This window comes from Thalassotalea coralli, from assembly GCF_055786205.1.
On record NZ_JBVVBK010000004.1, the window covers coordinates 225,061 to 237,760 of the forward strand.

Here is a 12,700-nt window from a genome sequence, read left to right on the forward strand (position 1 = left end):
GATTTTTATTGGTTCTGTGCAATAGTAGGGACAATAGGCTTGAAAATTAAAGAATTTTATTTTTTTTGGCCGAAAAAAATAACGCAATATTTACTAGGTTTGGTAAATATTGTGCTACTTTTAAAAGAAGAAACAATTATTTAAGGATTCTTATTTATGGGAACTGAAAACGCGCTATATACCATTCTTGTTGAAAAGATTAAGCAAGAATCACTTGTTTTACCTACTTTACCTGAAATCGCGTTAAAAGTTCGAGAGGCAGCCGACGACCCTGAGATTAATTTAGGGCAAATGAGCGAAATTATTGCTCATGATCCAGCGCTGTCTATGGGGATGTTAAAAGTTGCGAACAGTGCAATATTAGGACGTGGTGTAAAAGTGGAGACGGTTAACCAAGCCGTTACTCGCATTGGTTTAAGACAAATCAAGAGTATTGCGACAGCCATGGCTTTAGAGCAAGTGTTTGTGTCTGAAAATGAAATCGTCTCAATGTATTTGAAGAAGTCATGGGCTAAAACTGTCGATATTGCGTCAGTTGCCATCGCTTTAATGACGTTCTATTTACAAGAAAACAAACATACGTCCCTAACTTTAGACACCTTAACGTTAGCGTCTCTTATCCACAATATCGGTGTGCTGCCTATTTTAACGGAAGCTGAGAATCATCCTGATGTGTTTGCCAACCCAACGTTTTTACAGCAAGCAATAATCAAGCTTTCGAGTAAAATCGGCGCTGAAATATCCAAGGCGTGGGGACTATCTGAAGAATTTACTGAAATCGTGCGAGCTTGGAGCGATTTAACTGTGCTACCAGCAGATGTTCATTATCTAGATTTTATTAGAGCAGGTGCTATTTATCACGGTATCTTTAAAAATGAATCTACTCAGGAAGTGCTATTAAAAAGCTATGTAGGAAAGGGGATTTTACCTGAACAAGACTTTATGCAGAGTGAAGAGTTTGTTGAGTTGGCTTCAGACGTTAAAACGATGTTTTCTTAATATCTAACGGAAGTTAGTTATACTTCTAAAATAAAAAAGGCAGCGCTATTTAGTGCTGCCTTTTTTATATTTAGATAAAAGATTTAAGAAAGATTAATCTTCTTTATCCAGGTAATCGCTCGCTTTTAGATCGAACTCAGATAACAAGTCGTTGATAAAACGGTTTAACTCGCCCGCCATAAGCGCAAAGTCGGCATCTAATCTAGCGAGTACGTCATCTTTATCAATATCGTCATTTTGCTCATGCAGTACATCAAAGAACTTAACGCGCTTAATTGCCATATCATCACAAAGAATGCAGGAAAGGGCGTCATCCCATTCTAGGGCTAGTTTAACAACAAACTTCTCTGCGTCTAAATGTACTTTAATCTCATCACTTTGAAGGTCTTGGTTTTTAACACGAATAACAGCGCCGTCATCGCCTAACGCATGCAGTTCAGCTTCAGTACCAAGTTGAAAGTTTTCACCCATTTCCGTATCTGTCAGCCAATCTGTCATTAACTCATCAGGCGCTTTATGAGGTGAGATACTGGTGACAGGCAATGTACCTAATGCTTTTCGTAACAACGCAAGGAAGTCTTCAGCTTTGCTGCGGCTACTAGTATTGATAACGATAATGTTATGTTCAGCACTAATGTACCCGTGGGTGTCACTATAGCGAGAAAATGCACGAGGCAATAACTCAAAAGTGATGTCCTCTTTAAACTGCTCTTTCTCTTTTTTGGTCGCTTTACGGCCATGTTCATTTTCTAATGCCGCGCACTTTTCATCTAACATTTCTTTGATAACAGGCGCAGGTAGAATTTTTTCTTCCTTCTTGGCACAAAAAAGATGGTTACCACCGACTGTGTGAACGATAGAATTTCCGTGCTTACCTAGCGCATCGACAAAACCAAAATGCGACATTTCAGTAGATGCACAAGGAGTAAACAAATGCTCTTTAAGTTGTTCTTCTAGTTCTTGTTCTGTCCATTTGAAAGGCTTTGTGAAGGCAAAAAAGTAAAGATTTTTAAACCACATTGAATTAACCTGTTACTGTTATGATGGTGAAAAGGAAAGCGGCTATATTAGCTTAATAACGACCTTTAGTCATGGTAATTATCCGTTACAGATTTCTCAGAACTAAATAACTGACGAATAAGGTTGCCCTATCAGAATTATTTAGCTGTTCATGTCTGAAAAAGTTATAGTAAAGGTAAGTCCTTGGCCTTCTGGCGAGTCAGCCGTCACGGTTCCACCTAAGGTGTCGGTTACCAAGTTGTGAATAATGTGCGTGCCCAACCCTGTTCCTCCTTTACCTGCTTTAGTGGTATAGAAAGGGTCAAATAGCTGTGGTAGCTTTTCTTTTGGAACGCCAACGCCATTATCTTGATAAACGATTTCAATTTCATTGTTCACAACACGCGTAGTTATCGAAATTTTACCACGATGAATACCTTCAAACCCATGCACAATAGAATTAATAATGAGGTTGGTAAATATTTGCGAGATAGCTCCTGCATGACAATAAACTTCCAAATTGTCTGGGCAATCCACGTGAATAGAGTGATTGGTTTTCTTTAGTTTTGGGTGCAAAGAATGAATAATTTCGTCTATATATTTCGCCAAGTTAATTTGACGAATTTTGTCGCTGGTTTGGTCAACAGCTACCTGCTTATAGCTCGCAACGATTTCAGATGCGCGATTAAGGTTATTGATTAACAAGGCGACACTTTGTCCTGCATTATTGGTAAAGTCTTCCATGCCTCGTTTAGTTAGCTTTTGCTCTTCTATATCATTATTTAGCTGACTTAATAAGTCTGCTAAATAACTTGTAGAGGTAATACTTACTCCGATCGGGGTATTAATTTCATGAGTAACTTCGGCAGAGAGCTCACCAAGAACTGCCATTTTCTCAGCTTCAAGCAGTCGTTCTTGCGCCCTATTAAGTTCTTCTATCGAGTTTTTTAGCTCTTTGTTGGTATCTATTAGTGTTTTTTCCGTAATACTTCGGCGGTGATTCTCTGCTTTTAATTGCTCTTGTTGAGTGAGCATTTCGCGTTGCTGTCGCTCCATTTTTAACATGGTGCTGCTTAACGAAGATGTTTTCTTAGCCACTTCCTGTTCTAACATCAAATTCTGCTCGTCAAGTTTTCTGTTAGAGGCAATGATTTCACTTTGTGCTTGCGCAAGTTCATCTTTATAACGCGTAAGCTCAGTTAACAAGTCGTTATAGGAGTTTTGCAGAATACTTAATTCATTCTCATCGTAGTTTTCCAGCTGAATCTTAGACGCTTCAGGGTCATCCATATCAAATTGTTTTATTTGTTCAGTAAGGTAATTGAGCGGATTGGTGAGTAGTTTGGAGAAAGCAAAAGAAAACAGTAAAACCAGCGCTGCGGTTTTCACCATAGCATTACCGATTAGAAAGTATAGGCCCACCTCTATTCGGTCGAATATTACCTGGTTACTTGAAAGCAGAGTAACAGAGCCTACTTTTGTCGTTCTTCCTGAAAACTCAAATATCAACGGAAAGCTATGGCCAAAGAGGCCATCTGAAAGCGTATTAATATTAAAATAAGATTCTTGTGCTTGTTGGGCTTTGGTTAGGCTAGCTTCAGCACCCAATTGCGTTAAGACATGACCATTTTCATCGCTGACTTTGATTCCTTTTATCATAGGAATGGCAACAAGACCTTCTGCAATATCTATTGCTTGTTGGGTATTTAACTCCCAAACGGCGCGAGTTAAGCTGCTGGAAAAGGTTTTTTCTAAGGTTTGTAGCTCGTCGTTGATGTGTTGTTTAGTATTAACGTATTCGGCAGCAATTTGTACGCAGGTAACAAGAAAGGTAAGGACAAAGTAAAAAGACAATACCCTTGTTAATAGTTTTCTCGAAATACTGTCGACTTTCATAAAGTAGCTTCTTACGTATACATCACTCTAGTTGATTTTAGTCATTTTCTCGTTCGTTTAAAGTATTTTCTTATTTTACTCTGAAAAAATACAAAGAAAATTCTTATATTTCCGTGGGATAGACTATAGTTATCAATGATTACCGGAAGTTAAATGTAACAAAAATGTCGTAAAATCTACATATAAAAGACTTGTAAATGTCACTTTATTGTCAAAAAAAGTACATATTGTCACAAAACTGTCATCTTTCAGGTGCAGAATGTGCGGCAAATAATTTAAGTCTGATTTTTAAGAACACACACGTAAAGGGTTCACACATGAAAGTTTCCAAACGCACACTATTATTGCCATTATTAGCAGCGTCTTCAGCACCAGCATTAGCTACGGATGTTGATATCTACGGTAAGGCAAATGTAACAGTACAATCTAGCGATGAAGGCGAAGGGAGTTTCACGGAAGTACGCTCAAATGCATCTCGCTTAGGATTTAAAGCTAACCACAAATTTGATACAGGTTTAGAAGCATTTGTTAAAGTTGAATTTCAACTAGACATCGATGGTGACAAATCTGATGATAACCTAAAACAACGTAACCAATACGTTGGTGTTAAGGGTAATTTCGGTGAGATCATCTTAGGTAAAATTGATACTGCATTAAAACTGTCTCAAGGTAAGATTGATTTATTCAATGACTACAATGCCGATATTAAAAAGCTTTGGGCTGGCGAAAATCGTTTAGGCGATTCAATTACTTACCGCACTAAGAAGTTTAACGGCTTTCAGCTTGCGGTAGAATACCTTGCAGAAGATGACGTTGATTCAGAAGCTGGTACGTCAGTTAGCTTAAGCTACGGTGATAAAGGCCTTAAAAAGTCAAAGATTTTTGCTTCTATTGCAATCGACAGTGAAGTAAAAGGTTATGACGTTGAGCGTGCGTCTATCGCAGGTAAAGTAGGACAGTTTACTTTAGGTGCAATTTATCACCACCAAGAAGAGCTATCATCTGGCGCAGAAATGGACGGTTATTTAGCGTCTGTTAAATATGGCCTAGAGAAGTGGGACCTAAAAGCGCAATATCAAGTAGCTAATCACGACGGTGGTGATGATAAATCAGGCTTATCAGTTGGTGCTGATTACAAGTACGCGAAAAACTTGAAGTTTGTTGGTTTCTACTCAACTTACGATATGGATACTGACGCAGATGAAGACTACTTAGCGGTTGGCTTAGAATATAAATTCTAAGCTATAATCTGCAAAATTTTATTTAAAAAGCGGCCAAAGGCCGCTTTTTTTCTATCTTTTGATTTACCCTAGATAAATTTAAGCTAAAATATATCTGTGTGTCATATAAATGTCACAAAAATTTATCACAATGTTCATTAGAAATTGTCGAATGACTATTGGGAAGTTTTTTACATGAACAGACAAATTTTGGTCGTGGAAGATGAAGCGCCAATCAGGGAAATGATATCCTTCGTTTTAGAACAAAACGGTTTCAATACTATTGAAGCCGAGGACTTTGATCAGGCAAAAGCAAAGATTGTTGAACCTTACCCAGATCTTATTCTTTTGGATTGGATGTTACCGGGTGGCACAGGCGTTAAGCTAGCAAAGTCGTTAAAGCAAAATGAGTATACTCGCTCAATTCCTATCATTATGTTAACAGCAAGAGCTGATGAAGATGACAAAGTGAAAGGGTTTGACGTTGGCGTTGATGATTACGTAACTAAGCCGTTTTCTCCAAAAGAGCTAATCGCTCGTATTAAAGCGGTAATTCGTCGCGTTTCTCCGACTGCCTTAGAAGAAGCAATTGAGTTTCATGGAATGAAATTAGATCCTGTTGCACATCGCGTATCAATTAATGATCGTAATGTTGATTTAGGGCCTACAGAGTTTCGCTTGTTACACTTCTTTATGACACACACCGAGCGAGTGTATAGCCGTGAGCAGCTGCTGGACAACGTATGGGGTACTAACGTCTACGTTGAAGACAGAACAGTCGATGTGCACATTCGTCGATTGCGTAAAGCAATTGCTGGCGATGGACATGAAGATTTTATTCAAACGGTTCGTGGCTCTGGTTATCGCTTTTCTGGCAAAGTAAAAGTGAGCGTATAATTAAGTTTTATGTACTTTAGATTGTCTGCCAAAGCACTGATCGTTCGCTTGATCAGTGTTTTAGTTGTAAGTGGTGTCGCCGGAGCTATTTTTGGCCAGCCATTTCTATTTATTTCTATTTCTTCGTTGGTCATCATTGCGTGGCATTATCATCATTTGATAAAGCTAATGAGGTGGCTTTGGCGAAGTAAAACTATTTCTCCTCCAACGGGCTCTGGAACTTGGGGTAGAATTTATGATGGTTTGTATCGCCAAACGAAGCAATATCGTAACAAACAAAAAGCGCTAAATGACAAAATTCGTCAATTTCGTGATGGTGCAGAAGCTTTACCTGACGCAGCACTAGTACTGTCTGACGATTTAACCATTCTTTGGGGAAATAAAAAGGCACAACGAATATTAGGTATTCGCTGGCCGGGAGATGTTGGACAGCGAATTGATAATCTAATTCGATTTCCTGAATTTGCTAAGTATATCGACGAAGCAAACTTTGAGCAGCCTTGTCATATTCCTTCACCTATTAACGGCGAAATGATGCTAGAGCTGAGGTTTATGTCTTATGGCGTCGATCAAGTTCTCTTTCTAGCTCGAGACATAAGTAAGATTCATCGCCTTGAAGAAATGCGTCGTGATTTTGTGGCGAACGTTTCACATGAATTAAAAACACCATTAACCGTGGTACGTGGTTATGTTGAAATGGTTCAGGGAACAGAGCATGCGCTTGATCCTTATTGGCTAAAAGTGTTTGATACCATGGAAACACAAGTATCTAGAATGGATCGCTTAGTTGAACAGTTGCTCATTTTGTCTCGCGTTGAAATAAACATTGATGAAGAAGATAAGCAACTGGTGAACATGCCAAAGCTTATACAAGCGTTAGTGGATGATGCAAATTGGCTGAACCAAGATAAGGGACATACAATTACCTACGATATCGACCCTGAATTGGCAATTGAAGGCGTTGATAATGAATTAAAAAGTGCCTGTTCTAACCTTATTTCCAATGCGATTGCCTATACACCAGAGGGAGGCAACATTCACGTCGCGTGGAAAAAAGAAGGTAACAAAGCAAAGTTCTCTGTTAAGGATGATGGGCCAGGTATTCGTCCAGAACACGTTAATCGTATTACAGAGCGCTTTTTTCGAGTCGACAAATCTCGTTCAAGAAATACCGGTGGTTCGGGGCTAGGTTTGGCGATCGTCAAGCATGTGCTAAATCATCATCAAGCTGAATTGTCCATTGAAAGCCAATGGGGCAAAGGAAGCGAATTTATCATTTATTTCGAACCTAATAGCCTACGCCAGTTAAATGCTGCTTAGTGTTTAACTGATGTAAACTTGTAACCCCTTGAAAATAAAGTTCTTTTTTCTTTGTTTTATAAATGACACTTATATGAATAAAAAATAACAGTTTTTTTACTGTTGTCATATAAGTGTCATATACCTTAAATATAATTGTCATATTAGCTTTATATAGTGTTCACAAATTTATTATTAAAACAACTCATTTGGAGATTATTATGAGTTTCAAACGTGCTTTAGGCGTTGTAGGTTTAGCAAGCTTAGTTAGCTTTTCAGCGTTAGCTGTAGACAAAGATTTACCAGAATACAAAAAAGTAAGCGGTATTTCAGGTAACCTTTCTTCTGTTGGCTCTGATACGTTAGCTAACATGATGACATTCTGGGCAGAAGAATTTAAGCGTACATACCCTAATGTAAATGTACAGATTCAAGCTGCTGGTTCTTCTACTGCTCCTCCGGCGTTAACAGAAGCAACTTCAAACTTAGGCCCAATGAGCCGTAAAATGAAGTCTCGTGAAATTGAAGCGTTTGAAAAGCGTTACGGTTACAAGCCAACAGCAGTTCGTGTTGCAATCGATGCTTTAGCGGTATTTGTTCACAAAGATAACCCAATCAAAGGTTTACGCATTGACCAAGTAGACGCTATTTTCTCTAGCAACCGTAAGTGTGGCGCTAACGATGACGTAGATCGTTGGGGTGATTTAGGTCTAAATGGTGAGTGGCAAGGTAAAGACATTCAGCTATACGGTCGTAACTCTGTATCTGGTACATACGGTTACTTCAAAAAGAAAGCACTTTGTAAAGGTGACTTCAAAAACAGCGTAAATGAGCAACCAGGTTCTGCATCTGTAGTACAGTCAGTATCAGCTTCATTAAACGGTATCGGTTACTCAGGTATTGGTTACAAAACATCAGGTGTTCGTGCTCTTCCTTTAGCGAAGAAAGGCGACAACTTTGTTGAAGCGACAATGGAAAATGCGGTAAACAAAAAATACCCACTTTCTCGCTTCCTATATGTTTACGTTAACAAGCACCCGAACAAGCCTCTTTCACCAATGGAAGCTGAGTTCTTGAAAATGGTAATGTCTAAGTCTGGCCAAAAGATTGTTGAAAAAGACGGCTATATTCCACTTCCTGCTTCAGTTGTTCAAAAAGAATTTAAAAAGTTAGGTTTACTATAATATAACTAAACCTAATTCGAAAAAGCCTGCGATTAGCAGGCTTTTTTTTTGGCTTGAATAAAATTAACTGGAATGTCTTTTTTGAGCAAAATATTGGCTAACTTCTATACTGAAAACTTTATTAAAATGAGACCAGTATGAAAGTTAAATTTACAATTGGGTTATTATCATTTTTATCTCCAGCATTTGTGAGTGCGCAAAGTGTTGAATAAAACAATGGAGCCAAGTGTGTTAATTAATGGCGATTATGCGCTAAGTGCCATTCAAAATAATCCTTGCTCTTCACCACCAGAAAGGCCACAGCAATTTCGAAATCAAGAAGAGTTGCAAGCTTATCTGCGAGCGTTAGCAGAATGGATGGCGATTTGTGGTAGACCTTAACCTATAAAGGCCATGCTGATTGTGCAGTTAATCTTTAACTGTATGAAGAAATGAAGAAAAAGAGCCGTGTTAGGAAGCCAATACGAGCTTAAGTGCCGTGTTTACTTTAGGTAGTTGCTCTTTCTCATAAAACAGCTCAGTATCGATAATCGGTCTTTCTTCAAGCCACTGAGGCTCTAAAGTAAGCGTTAATTGCGACCCATTAGCTTTTACGTTATTCAAAAAGTCATCCATTTGATATCTTTGCTGACTCAATAGCACACTCAACCTTAATATCGCACACAATCGTTCAAGTTTTGTGGCGTTTAACATGTAGCAATTATCTTTTACGAGCGGTGTTATTTTTTTTCGCTGATTACCAACTAACCATGCTAATGCAAACTGTTGTTCTTGGTTAAAGCCTGCCATATCGGCCTGTTCGATAATGTACTGCCCATGCTTTTGGTAACCAGAGGGATTAATGTCTACGCCAAGTTCATGTAATTGAACGGCAAATAGCAACATCTCTTGATAAATGGGGTTATTAAGTTTCCATTCTTCTTGCACCTGCTTAAAAATATCAAGAGCGAGGTTTTGCACTAGGTCCATTTGTTGTTCATCGATATTGAAACGCGTTTGCAGGCTTTCAATAGTGCGTTGTCGAATATTTTTATGTTCTCTATCTTCGAGTTGCTCAAACAGCACACCCTCTCTGAGTGCGTATTGGCAGTATTCAATGGTATCGATATCTAAGCATTTCATTACAGCAATGAGTACTGAAACACCTGAGCATATGACAGCGCGTCGATTTTCTTTTAATCCTGGTAGGCTAATATCACTGCAGTGGGTAAATTGTAGTAATCTTTTCTTTAAATTTTTTACGTCTTTTAAGGTGACAGGATGAATAATATCGCTATCTGCGTTGATGATATGAGCAATTGCTTTTATCGTACCTGACGTACCTATAGCTTGCTTCCAGCCAGTTTTCTTAAAACGTTTAGCGATAGCGTCGACCTGATGCTGGGCATTTAAAATTGCGTCGTCGAATGCTTCTTTAGAAATATTTCCATTAGGGAAATATCGTTTTTGATAACTCACACAGCCAATGTTTAAACTGTCTAATCGTTTAATGTTGTATTGTTGGCCGATAATACACTCAGTACTACCACCACCAATATCGATAATAAGCTGTTGTTCATTGTATTGTCTGTTATGGGCAACGCCTTGGTAGATCAACCGTGCTTCTTCATGACCCGAAATAATTTCGATATTAAAAGGGCATACTTTGGCCGCAGCGTTCAAAAAGGCAGAGGCATTCTTTGCCTGCCTAAGGGTAAAGGTTGCTACCGCGCGCAGGTAAGCTTTGTCTAAGTGCTGCGTACTGGTTGTAAGCTTATCGAGCACGTGTATACCACGCTCAATAGCTTCATCAGACAGCATATTGTTTTCGTCTAAGCCATCTGCCAAGCGAACACGATACTTTTCTGAATGCAGTACTTGCAGTTGATCATCAATCATACGAGCAAGCACAAAATGAAAGCTGTTTGAACCAAGGTCAAGTGCGGCTAAATACTCGGGTTGTTCATGGCTATCTATATTTTGTGCTGTCATACGGCAAATTAGTGCTCCTTGGATAGAAGCAGTTTGTCATTTTTTTCCTGTTCTTCCAAATAATTATAAATGGCAATTTGCGAACGTACAGGTTTTTTGCGTCCAACTTTTACATATTCATTTACTTGTTCACTATCAATAACGCGTGCTTTTTGATTATCTTTCAATTGAATATCGATAATATCAATGATGCGTTTTTTGAGGGTAGGATCATAAATAGGGCAAGTCACTTCAACGCGCTGGTCTATATTTCTTTCCATCCAATCGGCTGAACTAATATAGACATTATCTTCGCCATTATTGTGGAATATCATCACCCTAGGGTGCTCTAAAAATTGGTCGACAATCGAAATGGCTGTAATGTTTTCGCTAATATCTGGTTGACCAGGAATGAGTGCACACATGCCTCTGATAATCAGTTTAATTTCAACACCAGCTTGGCTAGCGCCATAGAGCCTATTGATTAAGCCAACATCTACTAAGTTGTTTACTTTAAGTGTTATTTTGCCTTTATTTCCTTGTTCGGCATGGGCTATTTCATTATCAATTAGCTGATACAGTCTTCGTCTTGAAGTGAGCGGTGAAACAATTAAATGGTTAAACCTAAAGCGTTTATAACTATGAGAAATAAATGAAAATACGTTATCTACTTCTTGGGCAATCTCTTTGTGTTTAGTGAACAAAGAAAAATCGGTATAGATACGAGCATTTTTCTCGTGAAAGTTACCGGTTCCAATGTGTGCATAACGAACAAGCTTCTCATTTTCTAAGCGTGTTACCAAACATAACTTGGAGTGAATTTTTAATGTATCAATACCAAATTCAACGCGAACGCCAGCATCTTTCATTCGGCGAGCCCACTCGATATTAGCTTCTTCATCAAAGCGCGCTCTTAATTCAACCACTACAGTGACTTGCTTACCATTTTTAACCGCTTCGATTAATGAGTGAATAATCTCTGATTTTTTTGCCACGCGATAAATATTGATTTTAATCGTGGTCACTAAAGGGTCGTAAGATGCTTGTCTGACAAATTCAGTAAAGTGTCTAAATTTGTGATATGGGTAATAAACAAGCACATCACCTTCGCTGATGGCATCAAATGAAAGGTTTTTCTGAGTAAAACGCGCAGAATCTAATGCTGGCAGCTCTTCTTTTTCTAACTCGCTACTACCTAGATTAGGGAAGCTGATAAAGTCTTTAAAATGTCGATACCTAACGCCAGGAACTAAGTTGTTTTTATCTTTGATTTTAAGCGCTTTTCTCAAGTACTTTACCATGTAATCAGGCATGCGTTTGTCATAACCTAAACGCACAGGCTCAGCAGTTAAGCGCTGCTTTAGGCCCTTAGACATTTTGTCTAATAAACTCTGATCAAGCTCATCGTTTAAGTCATAGTCTGCATCGCGAGTTAGCTTGATGGAATATGCGTCTAGTTCATCAAACTCAATGATGTCTCTAAATATTTCAGGCAGAAAGTAGTGTACAACGTCATCGAGCAACACTACGCGTTGAACACTATTTCCTTTCTCTTTTGGAAATATAATAAAACGATTAACTTCTTCTCGAGGAATTTCCATCAAGGCAAACTGCGTTGAGTCTGCTTTTTTTAAGGCAACCAGAAAGTAAATGCCATCATCGTCAAGGCAGTTAACAAGCTGCGTATTTGACGAAATTAGGATAGGTGTTATGTGTCGAATGACGCGATTTTCGAAAAATAGCTGCAAAAAGGTTTTTTCTTCGTTGCCTAATACCCGATTAAATATCTTAGATTTTTCGTCGTTAAATAATAGGTCAATGTTTTGTTCGCGAAGTTCAGAAAAAGCGATTTGTGCATAACTTCTGAAAGTATCCGTTAAATGATTAACTTTTAACGTTATTTGTTCAAGAACATGCTCTAAGTATTGCTGCTGTTCAGTTTCTACATCAGAAGTTACATTTTCAACAAGCAACTTACGGCGAATATTAGCCACTCGAACCCGAAAAAATTCATCCAAATTCGCAGAGTAAATTCCCAGAAAGTGAATTCGTTCAATAAGAGGAACGTTTGCGTCGCCAGCTTCTTGTAAAACGCGTTCGTTAAAAGAAAGCCAGCTAAGTTCCTTGTTGAAAAGTAACTTTTTATCAGTCATTTACTTAATAAGTTTTTATTTTTAGACGAGATAATAAAAAGTATAGAAGGGATTTATGACAGAAATAAGAAAACTGACATATTTCTGTCATAAAAGATGTAAT

Annotated in this window: 10 protein-coding genes; 6 read left to right on the forward strand and 4 right to left on the reverse strand. The window is 38.3% G+C overall.

Annotation, left to right across the window (positions count from 1 at the left end):
* Positions 1–156 precede the first annotated feature (156 nt).
* Positions 157–999, forward strand: a complete 843-nt coding sequence (locus ACOB80_RS12010) for an HDOD domain-containing protein (RefSeq protein WP_473166075.1) — start codon at positions 157–159, stop codon at positions 997–999.
* A gap of 93 nt (positions 1,000–1,092) precedes the next feature.
* Here the strand turns inward: ACOB80_RS12010 and rdgC are convergent, their stop codons facing one another.
* Positions 1,093–2,019 (reverse strand): recombination-associated protein RdgC, encoded by a 927-nt coding sequence (gene rdgC / locus ACOB80_RS12015; RefSeq protein WP_473166076.1) that lies wholly within the window; start codon positions 2,017–2,019, stop codon positions 1,093–1,095.
* A 141-nt stretch (positions 2,020–2,160) separates the two neighbouring features.
* Positions 2,161–3,894: an ATP-binding protein gene (locus ACOB80_RS12020; RefSeq protein WP_473166077.1), complete on the reverse strand. Its 1,734-nt coding sequence runs from the start codon at positions 3,892–3,894 to the stop codon at positions 2,161–2,163.
* Positions 3,895–4,211: 317 nt separating this feature from the next.
* On the opposite strand from ACOB80_RS12020, the gene ACOB80_RS12025 reads away from it, so the two are divergent.
* From ACOB80_RS12025 to ACOB80_RS12045, 5 genes are all read left to right on the forward strand, one after another.
* Positions 4,212–5,135 (forward strand): porin, encoded by a 924-nt coding sequence (locus tag ACOB80_RS12025; RefSeq protein WP_473166078.1) that lies wholly within the window; start codon positions 4,212–4,214, stop codon positions 5,133–5,135.
* Between the two features lie 174 nt (positions 5,136–5,309).
* Entirely contained in the window at positions 5,310–6,011 is a 702-nt protein-coding gene (gene phoB, locus ACOB80_RS12030; protein ID WP_473166079.1) for a phosphate regulon transcriptional regulator PhoB, read from the forward strand.
* Between the two features lie 9 nt (positions 6,012–6,020).
* Complete coding sequence (gene phoR, locus ACOB80_RS12035; protein ID WP_473166080.1) at positions 6,021–7,331, forward strand: phosphate regulon sensor histidine kinase PhoR; 1,311 nt, start codon at positions 6,021–6,023, stop codon at positions 7,329–7,331.
* 200 nt (positions 7,332–7,531) lie between these two features.
* On the forward strand, positions 7,532–8,494 hold the full coding sequence (locus ACOB80_RS12040) for a PstS family phosphate ABC transporter substrate-binding protein (RefSeq protein ID WP_473166081.1): 963 nt from the start codon (positions 7,532–7,534) through the stop codon (positions 8,492–8,494).
* A gap of 201 nt (positions 8,495–8,695) precedes the next feature.
* On the forward strand, positions 8,696–8,875 hold the full coding sequence (locus ACOB80_RS12045; protein WP_473166082.1) for a hypothetical protein: 180 nt from the start codon (positions 8,696–8,698) through the stop codon (positions 8,873–8,875).
* A 69-nt stretch (positions 8,876–8,944) separates the two neighbouring features.
* On the opposite strand, the gene ACOB80_RS12050 is transcribed toward ACOB80_RS12045, so the two are convergent.
* Positions 8,945–10,465, reverse strand: a complete 1,521-nt coding sequence (locus ACOB80_RS12050; RefSeq protein WP_473166083.1) for a Ppx/GppA phosphatase family protein — start codon at positions 10,463–10,465, stop codon at positions 8,945–8,947.
* 8 nt (positions 10,466–10,473) lie between these two features.
* The gene (gene ppk1 / locus ACOB80_RS12055; RefSeq protein WP_473166084.1) at positions 10,474–12,597 is read right to left on the reverse strand and encodes a polyphosphate kinase 1; all 2,124 of its coding nucleotides are present in this window, start codon (positions 12,595–12,597) and stop codon (positions 10,474–10,476) included.
* Positions 12,598–12,700 lie beyond the last annotated feature (103 nt).